Here is a 16,447-nt window from a genome sequence, read left to right on the forward strand (position 1 = left end):
AAATGGACTGGATTAACGTCCCTAAGACCGGCCTGCGTGCCTCGCTGGCGCCTTTGTGCCTGGCGATGGCGATGCAAGCGGCACATGCCGGACCTACCGACTTGAACGACGTGCCGATGGCCAACTCGTCGACTGCAGTCATTCTGCCCAACATCATGCTGGACATCGATAACTCCGGCAGTATGTCCTGGAGCTATATGCCGGATCACGTGCGCTACCAGTCGGACGGCAACGGCTTCGCCGCCTCGTGCCGCGGCCCGAGCGGCCTCGTGACGTGCGAGACGTCCGATCCGCCATATTCGGCCAGCAGCTTCAACAGCTTGTATTACAACCCTGCGATCCGCTATTCGTGGCCGACGAAGGCCGACGGCACACCGTTGGCAGACAAGACAAACCAGCGGAATACCGCCTATGGTGCGCCATGGGGAGCGGTGCCAAGCGACGGTTACGGTATCCAGGCGATTGACGACACCAGCGCACAAGCGCCGTCCGCTTCGTCTTGCTATCCATCGATCCTGAACAGGAGCCCAAAGTGCCCGACGACCGCGGTCACCGCGACCATTGACCTGGTCAATGATTACCCGGACCGCGTCTGGTGTAACGGTACCGGCTCAAACGCCACCTGCAAACGTGCAATTGACGGCAGCAATAACTATTCTTTCCCGGACGGCACCTACCAGTATCTGCGCGTGGCGCAAGGCGCTCCGTTTTACTACAACGTCACCGTGCAATGGTGTAAGCAGGCTGAAAGCCAGTATCCCAAATTCGGCAAGGACGGCACCTGCCAGGACAGGAAGACCAAGGACTACAAATATGTGCGCTACACCGGCTGGTCGCGCGTAGATATTGTCTCATCCCGCTCGTCTTATCCAAAGGTTGCGACGCGTACCGATTGCACCGGCACGACGTGTACCTACAATGAAGAAATGTCGAACTTCGCGAACTGGTACGCCTGGTACCGCACTCGCGCCCAGATGGCGAAAAGCGCGATCGGCCTGTCGTTCCGTGATGTGCGCGGGACGCCGATTGACGGCGACATGATCGATGCCAACTACCTGCACGCGCGTGTCGGTATGACGACGATCAACCTTGTGTTGAACCAGCAGCGTAAGCCTGTCAAGCTGGATATCGGCAATTTCGATAACTCAGTCAACGCTGTCACCAGGATCAACCAGAAGGAGACGTTCTTCAGCCAGTTGTATGGCTTCAATCCTTCCGGCGGGACGCCGCTGCGTGCCTCGCTCGATTCCGTAGGTTCGATGTATGCCGGCGACAAGACGACTTACGCCGATCCAATCCAGTTCTCCTGCCAGAAGAACTATGCAATCCTGGCGACTGACGGCTACTGGAACGACGATTTGTATACCGAGCAGGGCGGTGAATTCACGCCGCCAGACACGGCCAATACCGACCAGGACAAGGATGCAACGCGGCCATCGAAAGACGATCTGAAGACGCCCAACACCCTGGCGGACGTGGCGTATTATTACTACCACACCGACCTGCGTACCAACTGCTCCGCTACGTCGAAAGACCTGTGCACGAATAATGTATCCTCCGGCGGTTCGAACGCCGACGTGGACGACGTGGCGCAGCACCAGCACATGACCACCTTCACCATCGGGCTGGGCGTGGACGGTACCTTGAAATATGATCCGGCCTACAAGACCAGCACGTCGGGCGACTACTTCAACATCAAACAAGGTACCCAGGGCTACCAGTGGCCTAAACCGGCAGCAAACCTTCCGGAAACCATTGACGACCTGTGGCACGCCGCAGTCAACGGACGCGGCACCTATTTCAGCGCCAAGAACCCCGCAACGCTGGAGTCGGGCCTGCGTAAGGCGCTCAGCAGTATCGACAGCACCAGCGGTAGTGGTGCCGCTGCTGCGACCTCCAACCTGCTGCCAACCCAGGGCGACAACGCGATCTTTATTGCGACTTATCGCACCCTGAAGTGGGATGCAGAAGTCAGCGCCTACAGCATCGACCTGGGAACCGGCGCCATTTCGGCCAACCCTGTCTGGCAGGCAGAGCCGCTGATGCGCGACAAAGTCACGGCCAACGGCAGCGCTGACTCCCGCGTCATCTATACCGGCTCTTATGATGCGCAGGGCGCCATTACACAGACCTTGTTCACCGCCGCCCAGCCTGGCGGCCTGACTGCTGCTCAGCTGGCCATGTTCAACCCTGCCAACCTGAGCCAGTCAACTGGCTGGACGAGTGATCAGCGCACCGCTGCGACTCCGGCATCGTTGATCAACTACCTGCGTGGCCAGGACCGCAACGAAGACCAGTCGCGTCCTACCGACTATCCTGCTTATCAGCGCCTGTACCGTGACCGCGACAAGATTCTGGGCGATATCGTGCATGCCCAGCCTATCTACGTGCGGAAATCGCAGAATACCTTTATCGACTCAGGATTCGGCACCTACAAAGATAGCGACGCAATCAAGAATCGCGCCGGTACCCTGTATGTCGCGTCCAACGACGGCATGCTGCATGCTTTCGACGGCGCGACGGGCCAGGAGCGCTGGGCATTCGTTCCGCCGCAGCTGCTGCCGAAGATGTACCGTCTGGCCGACGTCAATTATGAGAGCAAGCACCGCTATTACCTGGATGGTCCGTTGACCATCAATGATGCTGTCATCAACGGCCGCTGGGCGACTGTCCTGATTGGATCGATGGGCAAGGGCGGCCGCGGCTACTATGCGCTGGACATTACCAACCCAACCCAGCCGCGCGTACTGTGGGACTTCACTGCCGACAAGAACGATAAGCTCGGCTATACCTATGGCACGGCGCTGGTGACCAAGCTCAAGAACGGTCAATGGGTTGCGATCGTTACTTCCGGCTACAACAACGTCCCGGAAGACGATGGAAACGGCAACACCAAGTATCCTCGCGCAGACGGCCAAGGTTATGTCTTTGTGCTTGACCTGGCAGACGGCCACGTGATCAAGACCATTGGCACAGGTGTTGGCACGGCTGCCAATCCAAGCGGCCTGGCATGGATTAACGCAAGGGTCGATAAATTCGAAGCGACCAATGCGGAAGAGGTTGCCTACGGTGGCGACTTGACCGGCACCATGTGGCGTTTCGACCTCGACAATGGAACCGCAACCCACCTGATCGACCTTGGCGCCACCAAGCCAATTATGGCTGCACCTGAGATCGGCGAGCTTGACCATGACGACGCCGGCAATGAATTGCCACCGGCTCAGCGTATCAAGACTGTCTACTTCGGCACCGGCCGTTACCTTGGCAAGAGCGACCTGGACGATACAGACCAGCAGACCCTGTACGGCATCAAAGACGATGGCCGCTCAACGGTTGATGCTTCGGTGCTGAAAACGGCAACTGCTACGGGCACGGGCACCAGCCGCGCCGTGACCGGTGCATCGGTGGACTGGGATACTGGCTGGGGCTGGAAGCTGGACCTGATCGACTCGGGCGAGCGTGTGACCGTCAACCCTCAGCTGTATTTCGGTACGGTAGTGTTTGCGACGACGGTGCCTTCGATCTCGGAATGCCAACCGGGCGGCTACAGCTGGCTGTATCAGCTCGACTACCAGACTGGCGGCGGCATCGACAACAAGCCGGCGGCGTTGAAGTACAACTCGCCAGTGGTGGGTGTGACCGTTTCCCAGCTGCCAAACGGCAAACCGATCATTCACGCGGTGACTGCCGACGGTAAGAAGCCGAATCCGGCTGAGCTGAACATCGGCCTGCCACCACCGGCTCCAAAACGCGTGCTGTATCGCGAGCTGACCAACTGATGGCGTAATGATGTTGAATCGGCACCGCCCCTGGCTAGCGCTCCTGATCTCGGCACTCGTGCACGTGGCGGTGGCGTTGGTCCTGATCGGGCCTGCAAACCGTACCGGCGCCGTTGCCGGGAGCGGGGCGCAGCCCGGGCCGGTACTTGTGGTGACCATGATCGGCGGCGCGAAGCCGGCGCCGCACCCTTCGGCGTCGACGCCTGCTTCCGCTCCCCGGGAAGAAGCTGCCTTGCCAGTTCAACGCCGTGCGCCGGTCGTTGCGGAAGAGGCAGTGGCTGCCTCCGCTGCTTCAGGGGAGCGCCCGCTGGAGCGTCATTATTTCGGCGCCAGCGAGATTACTGAACCGGCAGTGGTCGCCGATGGCCTTGGTGGCGGCGAATGGTTGATCGTGCCAGGCCTCAAGCCGCAAACCGTGGAACTCCAGGTCTGGATCAGCGACGAGGGAGCGATCGACCGCGTTGAGCTGGAATCCCCGCTAACAGAAGCAGAACGACAACTTTTACTGGCTGCATTTGCCAAAGTACGCTTCCTTCCAGGCCGGATCGGCCGCATTGCAGTCCACAGCCGCCTTTCGTTGCGAATCAGGGTCGACTACACCCTCCGGGCCTAAGGGCAAGCATGGTAAAATAGCGGGTTTTCCGTCTGCGCCATCCGCTGGTTGCCATCATGTCTGACGATATCCAAATTCAAACTTCGAGCAAGACCCCCGCGCTGATCGCGCGTGAGGTTGCCCGCCGCCGTACTTTCGGCATTATTTCCCACCCGGATGCGGGTAAAACCACGCTGACCGAAAAGCTGCTGCTGTTCTCGGGCGCGATCCAGATGGCAGGTACCGTCAAGGCGCGTAAGAGCGGCCGCCACGCCACGTCCGACTGGATGGAAATCGAGAAACAGCGCGGCATTTCCGTGGCTTCCTCGGTGATGCAGTTCGAGTTCCGCGACCACATCATCAACCTGCTGGACACCCCGGGCCACCAGGACTTCTCGGAAGACACCTATCGCGTTCTGACCGCGGTCGACTCGGGCCTGATGGTGATCGACGCCGCAAAAGGCGTGGAAGCGCAGACCATCAAGCTGCTCGACGTTTGCCGCATGCGCAATACGCCGATCGTGACCTTCATGAACAAGCTTGATCGCGAATGCCGCGATCCGCTGGAACTGCTGGACGAAGTCGAATCCGTGCTGAAGATTCAGTGCGCGCCGGTGACCTGGCCAATCGGCATGGGCAAGAACTTCCGCGGCGTGTACCACCTGATCAACGACGAGATCCTGCTGTTCCGCGCCGGCGAAGAGAGCTTGCAGGGCTTCGAGGTCATCAAGGGCATCGATAACCCGCGCCTGCAGGAAATGTTCCCGATGGAGATGGATCAGCTGCGCATGGAAGTGGAACTGGTGCATGGCGCCTCGCATCCATTCGTCCTGGAAGATTTCCTCGCTGGTAAGCAGACCCCGGTGTTCTTCGGTTCCGCGATCAACAACTTCGGCGTGCGCGAGATCCTGTCCGCGCTCGTCGACTGGGCGCCTGCGCCGGAATCGCGCGATGCGTCGGTGCGTACCGTGCAGCCGACCGAAGAGAAGTTCTCCGGCTTCGTGTTCAAGATCCAGGCCAATATGGACCCGGCTCACCGCGACCGTATCGCTTTCTTGCGTGTTTGCTCGGGCCGATTCGAGCGAGGCATGAAGGTCAAGCACCTGCGCCTGAACCGCGAGGTAAAGGTGTCGTCCGTGGTGACGTTCATGGCGTCGTCGCGTGAACAGGTGGAAGAGGCTTATGCGGGCGATATTATCGGCCTGCCGAACCACGGCAATATGCAGATCGGCGATTCCTTTTCCGAAGGCGAGATGCTGCAGTTCACCGGCATTCCTTATTTTGCGCCGGACTTTTTCCGCCAGGTGCGCATCCGTAACCCGCTGAAGATCAAGCAGCTGCAGAAGGGCTTGCAGCAGCTGGGCGAAGAGGGCGCTGTGCAGGTGTTCAAGCCGGTGCAGGGCGGCGAGGTTGTGCTGGGCGCTGTGGGCGTGCTGCAGTTTGAAGTTGTGGCTTCGCGCTTGCTGAACGAATACGGCGTGGATGCGGTGTTTGAAGGTACTTCGATTTCTACGGCGCGTTGGGTTTCCTGCGACGATAAGAAGATGCTGGCGGACTTTGAGTCGGCACTGGGCCATAACGTGGCTTACGATGCGGCGGGTAATATGGCTTACCTGGCCACCTCCGGCGTCAACCTGCGTTTGACCCAGGAGCGTTGGCCTAAGCTGACTTTCCACGCGACGCGCGAGCACGCGACGAAGCTGGATTAAAACCGGTAAACCGGGGTCTGACCCGCAGGGTCAGACCCTGTCTGTTCGTCGGTCAACGGTGTTGGTTCTAGGCCTCTGACTTTCGACGAAGATCAACAACGCACAACCGAAACCCGCGGCGTTTGCGCTGGCAGGGTCTGACCCTGCGGGTCAGACCCTGGTTTACCGGTTTTTCAGGCAGCCCAAAGACGCCGCTCCCGCAGCAACACCTCCAACTCCCCCGCCGGCATCGGCCGCGCAAAGTAGAACCCCTGCATCACATCGCACCCCGCATCCGCCAGGAACGCGACCTGCTCCTCAGTCTCCACGCCTTCCGCCACAACGCTCAAATTCAACGAATGCGCCATCGCAATAATCGCCTTGGCAATCGCAGCCCCATCTCCCGGTACATCATTCACAAAGCTCCGGTCAATCTTCAGTTGATCAATCGGGAAGCGTTTAAGATAAGCCATCGACGAATACCCCGTCCCGAAATCGTCAATGGACAAATGAATCCCCGCCGCCTGGATCTTATGCAGCAGCGCGATATTGGCGTTGACGTTCTCCATCAACACCCCCTCGGTAATCTCCAGCTCCAGTAAGCGCGGAGGCAGTCCCGTCTCCATCAGCAAAGCCTGCACCTCATACATCAGCTGCGCATCCTTGGTCTGGCAAGCGGACACGTTGACCGCCATATGATCGATATCCTCCATCAACCCCGCCTTGCGCCAGGCCGCCGCCTGACGGATCGCCGTCTGCAGCACCCAGCGCCCCAAAGGCACGATCACGCCGCTTTCCTCCGCCACAGGAATGAACTCGACCGGGCTGACCGCCCCGCCCAGAGCCTCGCAATGCCAGCGCACCAGCACCTCCATACCCCGCATGCGCCCTGTACGCACATCGATCTGCGGCTGGTAGTGCAGGGACAGCTCATTGTTCTGCAAAGCCTTGCGCAAGTTCGCCTCAATCGACAAACGCTTGCTGGCCTTGTGTGCCATCTCCTCATGGAACACTTCGTAGGCATTCTTGCCCTTGTTCTTGGCGTGATACATCGCGATATCCGCGCAACGCACCACGGCCGCCGCATTCGCAGCATCCTTCGGATACACGCTGACACCAATGCTGGCGCTGACGAATAGCTGGTGCGTATCGACCATGAACGGTTCGGCCAGCGCGCGCAGTACCTTGCGCGCCACCTGATCCGGCTCGATGTCATCGTCGGCCGGCTCCACGATCACCACGAATTCATCGCCGCCGATGCGGCAGATCACGTCGTCGCTGCGCAAGGTCTCCTTCAGCCGGTCCGCCACCTGGCGCAGCAGCTTATCGCCGGTATCGTGGCCAAGCGTGTCATTGACCACCTTGAAATTATCCAGGTCCAGCAAGAGCAAGCCGACGCTGGTTTCCTGGCGGTCCGCGCGTTTGAGCTTGAAGGACAGCTTCTCGTTGAAGGCATTGCGATTCGGCAGGCAGGTAACCGGGTCAACGTGCGCAAGCACATGGAGATTCTGCTCGGCTTGCGCAACTGCCACCCGCATGCGGCGCACCAGAAGCCAGGCGAGCGCGAACGATCCAAGCGCCGCGATGCCGGTAAATCCAGCAAAGGCAAACGAACGCCGATACAGCGGCATCAAAGTGGCGCGAATCGAAACGCTGCCAACAACCTTGTGATCGACAACAATCGGCTCCTGCACCTCGATATAGTCCATGCCGTATTCGTGCTGCGATTCGCCGGATTCATTCGGCGCCAGCTCCGGAACTGGCGCGCCATTGCGGCGGAACTGCGCCAGCGGGGTGCTGCCCACGATGATGTTCGCACTTTGTACGCTCGGCGAGGCCGACAGGCCGCCAAGGATTTCCTCCGCCGCATGCGCATCGCTGAAGAGCAGGGCCGCCGTGCTGTTGTTGCCGACAATGCGCGCCTGCACCTGCAAGTCGCGCAGCAGCGTGCTGCGCAAGGCCATGAACTGGAACACCACCATCAGCAAGCCAGCCAGGCATAAAGCCGCTCCGGCCGCCAGCATGGTGGAACGGACTACTTTGCTTCCAATCGGGAGCATGGCGATTTTGGCAGACGAGGTCATTGCACACTCCTTGCCAATCGCAGCAGCTTGGAACTGAGCGACAGGCGCGCCTGACGCACCGGCGCCATGTCCACGTCAAAGCCCACGCGGCGATTATCGATGCCGAAGGAAATCATCGCACCATTGGCGCCGATAATGCGGTCGTCCGCCACGGTCAGCACGCTGCTCGTTGCCAGATCACGTTTGAGCAGCGCCCAGCGCTCGCGGTCCCGAGCGTCAAGCAGGAGCAGATGGCAAGTGGCCAATTGCGCAGCGCCAGGTTGGGTAGGCAGTGTGCGCATGGTGATATGGTGCCCGTTGACCTGCTTTTCCTGCAGTCCTGAAAGGGCCGGCAGCAAGCCATTGTCCTGGAACACGCAGAGCCGCAGGGGCGCGCTGGCTGGCAGAGTGTCCGCCGGCCATTCTGTGAACATGGCAAAGTTGAACAGGATGGCCGCCTTAAGTTCCGCTTCGCCCGCGCCAGCCGGTAGCTGGGCGCGTGCCTGCCCGCCTGCAAATAGCAGGAGGATCAGGAGGGCGAACAGGCGCTGCGTCATCAGTAGGCCGCCTTCAGTTTGATGTAAATGCGGCGCCCATCCTGCTCCATGGAGCGCTGCAGGTAGCCGAGCGAAACGGGATCCGAATAATGGCGGTCGAACAGGTTTTGCACGCCAAGCGAAGCATCGAAATGGCGGGTCAAACCGATAGAGAAGAAGTTCAGGTTGGCGAGAACAAATCCGCCCGCCTTGCCGCCACCGATAATTTCGCGCGAGCTGCTGTACTGTCCTTCGACGCCGGCGTGCCATGGGCCGGTAAGGCGGCCGGTGGCATTCAGCTTGGCCAGCCAATGCGGCGAGTCGATTTCGGCGCCATCGCTTGTGACGCGTTGTCGCGACAAGCTGGTACGCAGCCTGGCCCCACTGGCAAAGGAGCGTTCATATTCCATTTCGACTCCGCGCGCACGCGCGTGGCCGATATTGCGGAAGATAGGCAGGCCCAACTCCTGGTCGTCGACTTCGCTGATCAGGCCCGAAATCTCATTCGAATAAGCGCTCAGTGTAAAGCGTGCATTCCCGCCAAGCTGGCGCACCAGCGACAGTTCGTGGCTGCGAATGCGTTCTCGGCCCAGGTTTGGATTAGCCAGTTGGCCGCCTTGTCCGTCAATGCCGTAGAACAGCTCATAGTTGTTCGGCGCACGGAAAGCGCTGCCATAGATTGCTTTAAGCGTCGTGTCACGCGCTACTTCCGCAATCAGCGCCAGGCGCGGATTGAATACGCCGCCGGTGCTGGTTTCGTGGTCGTATCGCACACCAGCATTCAATAATACGCCATCTGCCAGCGTGATTTCGTCCTGCGCGTAGATGCCAAAGCGCTTGCCATACGCAACGTCATCGAGATAAACCACGCGTGGATCGATATCGTAATTCTGTAGCGTCAGGTCATTGTTGTATTGGTATTCCGCGCCAAACACCAGCTTTTGAGTGGGCGTCAGCTGCATGAACAGGTTGACGTCCGCACCCCACCAACGGGCATGGGTGATGTCCAGGTTGATTGAGCCGAAGGGCACATTGTTGACGAAGCGGCCTTCGTAGAAATAGTCGCCGTGGTACAGGCGGGCCGTCAGTTCTCCATGCAGCGGCAACATCTGGTTGCGGTAGCCCACTTCGGCGAACCGCAGTTCGTCCAACGTCTGCCCGCCGGGTACGTCGAATGGCTGGCCGTAAGAAGCGGTGGCCATACCCTTGGTACGTGCGCCATCCAGCAAAGTGAAGGACCAGGCGCCGATCTGGCCGCGTGCGAACAAGTGAGTGATGCGCTCCCAATCGAGACCATGCGCGGTGCCGCCGAATTCGGGGAAGTACAGGTCACGTCCATCGCTCAGGCCACGGCTTGCGGATATGAGCAATTCCGCATCGCCATCACGCCAGCCGTAAGTGGCGCTGCCGGCGCGGTTGCCGGCCTGGCCTGCCTGCAAGGTGCCGCGTGCACCTTCGAGCTCCGAGGCGCGGCGGGTGATCACGTTGATCACGCCAAAGAGGGCATTGGCGCCGTAGATCGATGATCCTGGGCCCGGCACAAATTCGATGCGGTCCACCAGGTCCAGGTCGAGCGGGAATTCGCCGCCGAGCAGCGCCTGGTCGAATACCGGATCGTTAATGCGCGTGCCGTCGATCTGCAGCAGGAAGCGCGTGTTCAAGTCTCCTGGACGAAGGAAGCCGCGCGCGCCAAGATAGCTGTAGCTGCGGTCATTGCTTGTGTACAGGCCGCGAATACTGCGCAAAGCATCAGCCAGCGTCTGCCATCCGTAAGCGCGGATATCGGCTGACGTAAGGACGGTTACATTGGAGGGAGCTTGCGTTGCCTTTTGGTTAAAGCGGGAGGCGCTAAACACCTCCATCGACATCAATTGTTCAAGCGGCAAAGTAGTCAGGTCGGCATCTTGCGCGCATGCGTTCGCCGCCGCGAGCAGCAAGACTGCCAGCGGCCTTTTGCGAAGGCCATGCAGTGCTGTGTGTCTCATCCCGATGGTATTGTTTTTGTGGTGTGTTCACATGGTGGCATTGCCGTGCGGGAATGTACAGCCCGGCAGGCCCTATCGGCACCTATTAACAACAACAGTTAACCGTCGAGCAATGTGCGCCAGCTAGTGGGCGCCTGGCCCGTTACCTGCTTGAACGCACGGCGGAATACCGTTTCATCGCTGAAACCGGTTTCAATCGCCACGCGCCGCAAGCTGAAATTCGGCCGCGCCATCAGGCGCTTGGCTTGCTCGATACGGCATTGGAGAATGTACTGCACAGGCGTGACGCCAAGCGCCGCGTTGAAGCGCCGCGCAAGGTTGCGGGTGCTCATCGCCACGTGGCGCGCCACATCGTCGGGTGTAATACCCGCGCAGCTGTGCTGTTCGACGTAGGCTTGCGCAGCTCGAATGCGGTCATCACCGTGCTCGTGACTTCCACGCATAGGACCAGTGTTGGCCAGCTGGCGCGCCGAGTTCGCGTACCGTGAAAATTTCAGCGCCGCTTTTTCGCCGTGGAAGCGGCTGACCAGATGGGCGCAGGCGTCGATGGTGGGCGTGATACTGGCGGCTGTGATCAGCCGGCCGTCGATCACTAACGGCGATTGCGGCGAAAGCCGGACCACAGGGCGCGTCGATGCAATCGCGCGTCGGTCCGCAAGGTTGCAGGTGGCATCGCGGCCATCCAGTAGGCCAGTCGCCGCCAGCAGTCGCACCCCGCTTGCAGACGCAAGGATGCAACCGCCTGCTTCATAGTGCCTGACAATCCAGCGCAGCAGGGAAGAGCTTGCGGGCACTTCGCCATAGAACGAAGGCAGCACCAGAACATCCGCCGGCCGCGCATTCCGAAGGCTACGTTCGGGCAGAAGCGCAGGACCGGTGAACGAGCGCACCGGCTGCATCGTCGGCCCCACCAGCCCCACGTCGAACATCGCAGCACGCCGCAGGTCGGGCTCACGGGCATTCAGCGTGCCCGCCACCGCCAGCAATTCGCGGATCAGCATGACGCCACCGGCCCAGCAGTTGTGGTCAATATAGATGCTTGTCGGAATGGCGGAAAAAGTATGCTCCATGGCGAATAATGTACCATGTGCCAAAGCTTGCGGGGCTACGATGAATGCATGAACATCCTCACATACATCACCAGAGAAGAGCTGCGCTCGTTTACCGCGGCTGATAACTGGACCGCTGCGCGCGTGGTCGCAGTTAACTTCGCCCTGGTCGCTGCCGGATTCGCACTACCTGCACTGTGGCACCATCCAGTCGCGTGGGTGCTCGCCAGCATACTGCTCGCCGGCCGCGCACACGGTTTCGCGATCCTCATGCACGACACGGCACACCTGAACTTCTTCACGTCGCGTAAGGTCAACCAATGGATGGGGAAATGGGTGTTCGGCGCTCTGCCGAACGTGCCTTACGCAGCCTACCGACGTGGTCATCTCGAACATCACCGGACCGCAGGCACCGGCACCGACCCCGACCTGGCCTTTGTCGCCGGCTATCCGGCCACGCGCGCCAGCCTCTTACGCAAGCTACTGCGCGACGTCTCGGGCCTGAACGGCATGAAAGGAATCATCTACCAATTCCAGCCAACCGATCGCGGCGCGCTGCACCCGTTCTTCGTAATGCACGGTCTAATCGTCGCAACGTTGTGGGCATTCGGCGCGCCTCAGGTTTACGCCTGCTGGTGGCTCGGCCAACTGTTCGTTTTTCCGCTACTACTTCGCCTCCGTGTTATGGGCGAACATGGTGGGGTACCCGACCATATGGACCGTGACCCTCGCCGAAACACCTCCACTACACTGGCCGGGCCACTCGCCCGCTTGTTGGTCGCGCCAAATTTCGTGAACTATCACGTCGAACACCACATGGCCGCGACGATTCCTGGGTACAAACTACCAGCATTCCATAAGATGTTACGCGAGCTCGGCTACTTCGCTGGGAGCAAGTGTTTGGCTGAATCCTATTGGGACGTGATTCAACGTTGCACATCCAGGAATGAAAGCGCTGCAGTACTCCGCAGTAGCGGCGCCCGCGGCGCTTTGGATAACATGCGCTGACTAAGTTGGCCGCAAGCGTGCGCTTGCCGGCCAAACCAAGAGCGTAACCAATAGAATTCGGTTAAAAGCTTGGCTTGCAAGCCCAGAACTTAGCCTGGTGGATCATTTTCAATTTGCGGATATTGATCTACAGGACCAGAAGTGGCAATTGCAGGGGGATCAATTTGGCTGCCACCAGCGATTGCCAAAATCTCTTCTTGCGACAGCTCGAAAATTTCTGTGCTCAAAATAGAACTCCTGATAAGTGGAACATTAGAAAAAACTTCTATTTGTATGGTTACTTCTGTAAATAGTGCGTTCTATTATGCATGAATAAATTAACGAAAGGAAAATTACTTTTGCTATGTCGAGGCATTTTTTAGCGTATGGAAATTGGCGTGGCCGATTTCTGTCAAGTGACCGTTCGTCAGGCAAACAATTCTGTCGGCCATTGCGATCGTATCTGGGCGGTGCGCCACCATGATGCGCGTCAGTCCCAACTCTCGAACCGTTGTGTTTACGTTCTTTTCGTTCCCTACATCGAGTTCACTGGTTGCTTCATCGAGGACCAGTAATTGGGGTTGGCGATATAAAGCGCGGGCGAGGAGAAGCCGCTGTTGCTGGCCTCCGCTGATGCCCGCACCATTTGCGCCAGTCATCGTGTAGTAGCCCATTGGCATTGCCTCAATCTCATGGGCCAGCGACGCGAGCTTCGCCGATTGTTTGATGCGATCCCAATCAGGGGCGCTGTCGAAGAAGCATATGTTTTCCGCGATGGAGCCTGAGAAAAGGCGATCTTCCTGCATCACAGTGCCGATGGCGCGGCGGAAGTTGGCAAGCCCGATGCGTTTGATTGGAACGCCATTGACAAGGACCTCGCCGGACGCGGGCTCCAGGAGTCCCAACATGATTTTTACCAGCGTCGTCTTACCGCAACCAGATGGTCCGGTAATTGCGATTGATTCACCGGCTGCCACCCTCAGGTTGATGTTCTCAAAAATCATGGGCTCCGTCGGAGAATAACGGAATGAGATGTTGCGAAGCTCAACTGATGGCGCACTGTCTGCATGCGGTGATCCGCCAAGAAGCAGTTCACCTTCATCTTCAGCCGGAGTCAATACGATATCTGCGATGCGTTCGCCATGAAGCCCCAACATACGCAAATCCAGGAGACGGTCGACCAGCGCGGCAATCCTGGTAGAGAACTGTTCTTTGTATGCGATGAACGCAAACAACATACCCACCGAAAAGGCGTTATCCAGCACGGCGCGAGCCGCCAGCCAGATGACGATGACACGCTCGATCCCAAACAGCACTATCCTCGCCGACTCGTAGGTCACGCCGAGACGGTTAATGCGAAGTTCTGCATTGAACTGTTCGGCCAGCAGGTTCATCCAACCAGCTCGGCGTTGATCCCCTTGTCCAAATAGGCGAACACTCTGAATGCTGTTGGCGGTCTCGTAGAAGTGTGTATTTTGCTTGGCGGCGAAAACAATTTGTTCCGCCGCTGCGGCGCGCAGTTGCTGGAAGAGGCTCAGGCGGAGTACTGCATAAACGATCACGGCTGCAAATGAAATCGTAGCCAGCTGCGCGCTGTATAAGAACATCATCAGCAGCGTGCCAAGAACCATCACGCCGTCGACAACGGCTTGAACGAAGGTTGTAGAAACTGAGCGCTGGATTGTGTTGATCGAGCCAAAGCTGGAAATGATGCTGCCGATATGGCGCTTCTCAAAGTAGTCGAGTGGCAGCCTGACCAAGTGGCCGAAGACGTTTCCGTTCCATTGGAAGTTGAGGTTGGTACTTAGCGAAATGAGAAACCAGTTCCGCACCGCGTTAAGCGAGCCCTGGATCAACACCAGCAAACCAAACCCAAGTGCGAGCGTAGTCAGCAAATCGCTGTCGGCGGAAGGCAATGCTTGATCTACTGTCCATTGAAGGAAAAAGGGAAGAGCGATCACCACGCATTCAAGTGCGAGGGCCAGCACTAGTATTTGTCCCAAGCCACGCTTTAGGCCGGTGATCTTCCCCATCAGGCCACGAATCGTGTATTTGGTAGTGTTGTCCGCCGGTGCAAAGTCGTTCGCAGGCCTAAGCTCGAGCGCGATGCCGGTGAAGTATTTGCTGAATTCTTCCAGCGGGACCACTCGCCGCCCAATGGCCGGATCGTGAATGATGGCTTCGCGGGTTGAAACCGAAGTTAGGACGACGAAGTGATCCATGTCCCAATGGATCACGCAGGGTAACGTCAGCTTTGAAATGGCGCCGATATCAAGCTTGAGCGCTCTCGGTTCAAGCTTGAGTACTTTCGCAATCTTGATCAGGCTCGCGAGGTTGGCGCCCTTGCGGGATATGGAAAATTGAAGCCGCAGACTTGCAAGATCAGTGCGGTAGCCAAGGAAGTCGGCGACCATTGCGAGGCAACACAATCCGCATTCGGTTGCTTCGTTTTGCAGGTAGACCGGGACTTTACGTTTCAGGCTAAGGGAAATCATGTATAGCTTGTCTTAGTTTCGAGCGGCCATGCCAATAAGCGGTTCAAACATCCATTCAGCTAGCGTTCGTTCTTCCAGTATTACGTTTGCTGTCAGCTGCATACCTGGCTTAAGCTGGTAGCGCTGTTCGCGAAATGCTATGTCTTGCCTATCGAGCGCAACGCGTACGCGGAAGAAAGTGTCGGTGCCTGCAGGGTGATTCGTAAGGTGGGGCAGATCACCGACGCTGATGGAGGTTTCGGAGACGTCACGAACGATGCCGCTGAATTGGCCGAACTTCTGATACGGGAACGAGTCGTACCTGACGACGACGCGAGTGTTTTGTGTAACCATGCCGATATTCTTCGACGGCATGTAGAGTTCCGCTTCGACCTTGCCGTCTTTTGGGAGTATGCTCGCTATGCGCTGGTTTGCAACGAGCGATTGGCCAGGTTCTACGAGAACTGCGGCTACTCGTCCATCAAGCTCGGCGCGGACGATGATTTGTCGTTTGCCTTCGTTTTCGGCGAGCTGCTGCTTCAGGTCTTCAATCTCTCGTTGGATTGTCGAGACGTCACGGTTCTTTTGAAATGCGCTGTCAGTTTTTGAAGACTGTATTGAAGCCAGATCTCGTAACGCGCTTTGGCGTTGCACCTCAAGTGAGGAAAGTCTGCCTTGCTGTTCCAAAACATCTGCCTCCTTTTCGGCTGCAGTAATCTTTGACATGTTCCCCGACTTGGCCAGTTCCGCAACACGCGCCGATACATCACGTGCCAGATTGACTTTGTCTCTTTGCAGGTTAATTTCGTGGTCGAGCTGTTTCAGACTGGCGTTGATACTAGTGAGCTTATCGGTGAGCTCTCGCTGTTTATTGCTCGATTGGCCCCCAACTTGATCGAGTTCACGGCGCAGTTTTTCAATGCGTGAGTTTAGACTTTCTTTCACTGCTGCCTGCACGGCACCGTTTTCTCCGGTGCGTTCGCTGGAAATGATGACGAGGGGATCTCCAACTTTGACTTCTTTGCCGTCAACGGCATTTAGCTTTACGACAATACCGGCTTGCGGGGAAAGAATTCTGTTAACGCCCTTGTCTGGAACTATTACGCCATTAACGGTGGCCTTACGCGCGAACCCGAAGAACATGGCGAACACGACGAAGCTCGCAACAAGCGCGCCGAGTAAAAGAGCAAGCGATGTATGCGACCACGTTTGGGTGAGAAGGATTGAGCCGTGAAGCGTTCTCGATCTGTTTGCGACTGCTTCGGTTCTAAAAAGCGGGCGATTCATTTTCAGC

11 protein-coding genes are annotated in these 16,447 nt (G+C 58.2%); 4 read left to right on the forward strand and 7 right to left on the reverse strand.

What is annotated here, in order from left to right; translation table 11 throughout:
- Positions 1-2 precede the first annotated feature (2 nt).
- Genes AC1RTP_RS06195 through AC1RTP_RS06205 form a run of 3 tightly spaced genes read left to right on the forward strand, consistent with a single transcriptional unit; the run spans position 3 to position 6,080 of the window.
- A complete protein-coding gene (locus AC1RTP_RS06195) occupies positions 3-3,779 on the forward strand; it encodes a pilus assembly protein (RefSeq protein WP_498605686.1) in 3,777 nt (1,258 codons plus the stop codon).
- A 7-nt stretch (positions 3,780-3,786) separates the two neighbouring features.
- Positions 3,787-4,392 carry a hypothetical protein gene (locus AC1RTP_RS06200; RefSeq protein ID WP_498605687.1) on the forward strand — a complete coding sequence of 202 codons (606 nt, stop codon included), beginning with the start codon at positions 3,787-3,789 and terminating at the stop codon, positions 4,390-4,392.
- Between the two features lie 56 nt (positions 4,393-4,448).
- Positions 4,449-6,080: a peptide chain release factor 3 gene (locus tag AC1RTP_RS06205; protein ID WP_498605688.1), complete on the forward strand. Its 1,632-nt coding sequence runs from the start codon at positions 4,449-4,451 to the stop codon at positions 6,078-6,080.
- 173 nt (positions 6,081-6,253) lie between these two features.
- Here the strand turns inward: AC1RTP_RS06205 and AC1RTP_RS06210 are convergent, their stop codons facing one another.
- The 4 genes from AC1RTP_RS06210 to AC1RTP_RS06225 all read right to left on the reverse strand — a co-directional run bounded on the left by AC1RTP_RS06210 (position 6,254) and on the right by AC1RTP_RS06225 (position 11,713).
- A complete protein-coding gene (locus AC1RTP_RS06210; protein WP_498605689.1) occupies positions 6,254-8,143 on the reverse strand; it encodes a putative bifunctional diguanylate cyclase/phosphodiesterase in 1,890 nt (629 codons plus the stop codon).
- A complete protein-coding gene (locus AC1RTP_RS06215; RefSeq protein WP_498605690.1) occupies positions 8,140-8,679 on the reverse strand; it encodes a YfiR family protein in 540 nt (179 codons plus the stop codon). The genes AC1RTP_RS06210 and AC1RTP_RS06215 overlap by 4 nt, the downstream gene beginning before the upstream one ends.
- Positions 8,679-10,643: a TonB-dependent receptor plug domain-containing protein gene (locus AC1RTP_RS06220; RefSeq protein ID WP_498605691.1), complete on the reverse strand. Its 1,965-nt coding sequence runs from the start codon at positions 10,641-10,643 to the stop codon at positions 8,679-8,681. Before AC1RTP_RS06220 ends, AC1RTP_RS06215 begins: the two co-directional genes overlap by 1 nt.
- A 98-nt stretch (positions 10,644-10,741) precedes the next feature.
- Entirely contained in the window at positions 10,742-11,713 is a 972-nt protein-coding gene (locus tag AC1RTP_RS06225; RefSeq protein ID WP_498605692.1) for a GlxA family transcriptional regulator, read from the reverse strand.
- 48 nt (positions 11,714-11,761) lie between these two features.
- On the opposite strand from AC1RTP_RS06225, the gene AC1RTP_RS06230 reads away from it, so the two are divergent.
- A complete protein-coding gene (locus AC1RTP_RS06230; protein WP_498605693.1) occupies positions 11,762-12,700 on the forward strand; it encodes a fatty acid desaturase family protein in 939 nt (312 codons plus the stop codon).
- Between the two features lie 89 nt (positions 12,701-12,789).
- On the opposite strand, the gene AC1RTP_RS06235 is transcribed toward AC1RTP_RS06230, so the two are convergent.
- The 3 genes from AC1RTP_RS06235 to AC1RTP_RS06245 all read right to left on the reverse strand — a co-directional run bounded on the left by AC1RTP_RS06235 (position 12,790) and on the right by AC1RTP_RS06245 (position 16,440).
- Complete coding sequence (locus AC1RTP_RS06235; protein ID WP_498605694.1) at positions 12,790-12,927, reverse strand: hypothetical protein; 138 nt, start codon at positions 12,925-12,927, stop codon at positions 12,790-12,792.
- 114 nt (positions 12,928-13,041) lie between these two features.
- Complete coding sequence (locus tag AC1RTP_RS06240; protein ID WP_498605695.1) at positions 13,042-15,174, reverse strand: peptidase domain-containing ABC transporter; 2,133 nt, start codon at positions 15,172-15,174, stop codon at positions 13,042-13,044.
- A gap of 12 nt (positions 15,175-15,186) precedes the next feature.
- Positions 15,187-16,440 carry an HlyD family secretion protein gene (locus AC1RTP_RS06245; protein WP_498605696.1) on the reverse strand — a complete coding sequence of 418 codons (1,254 nt, stop codon included), beginning with the start codon at positions 16,438-16,440 and terminating at the stop codon, positions 15,187-15,189.
- Between the last annotated feature and the right edge of the window lie 7 nt (positions 16,441-16,447).

Source organism: Pseudoduganella sp. GW821-FHT11H04, assembly GCF_058807935.1.

Bases quoted from the DNA above. Each gene is read 5' to 3' on its own strand.
- AC1RTP_RS06230 (WP_498605693.1), top strand. From the start codon at position 11,762: ATGAACATCCTCACATACATCACCAGAGAAGAGCTGCGCTCGTTTACC.
- AC1RTP_RS06200 (WP_498605687.1), top strand. From the start codon at position 3,787: ATGATGTTGAATCGGCACCGCCCCTGGCTAGCGCTCCTGATCTCGGCA.
- AC1RTP_RS06195 (WP_498605686.1), top strand. From the start codon at position 3: ATGGACTGGATTAACGTCCCTAAGACCGGCCTGCGTGCCTCGCTGGCG.
- AC1RTP_RS06215 (WP_498605690.1), bottom strand. From the start codon at position 8,679: ATGACGCAGCGCCTGTTCGCCCTCCTGATCCTCCTGCTATTTGCAGGC.
- AC1RTP_RS06220 (WP_498605691.1), bottom strand. From the start codon at position 10,643: ATGAGACACACAGCACTGCATGGCCTTCGCAAAAGGCCGCTGGCAGTC.
- AC1RTP_RS06225 (WP_498605692.1), bottom strand. From the start codon at position 11,713: ATGGAGCATACTTTTTCCGCCATTCCGACAAGCATCTATATTGACCAC.
- AC1RTP_RS06210 (WP_498605689.1), bottom strand. From the start codon at position 8,143: ATGACCTCGTCTGCCAAAATCGCCATGCTCCCGATTGGAAGCAAAGTA.
- AC1RTP_RS06240 (WP_498605695.1), bottom strand. From the start codon at position 15,174: ATGATTTCCCTTAGCCTGAAACGTAAAGTCCCGGTCTACCTGCAAAAC.
- AC1RTP_RS06205 (WP_498605688.1), top strand. From the start codon at position 4,449: ATGTCTGACGATATCCAAATTCAAACTTCGAGCAAGACCCCCGCGCTG.
- AC1RTP_RS06245 (WP_498605696.1), bottom strand. From the start codon at position 16,440: ATGAATCGCCCGCTTTTTAGAACCGAAGCAGTCGCAAACAGATCGAGA.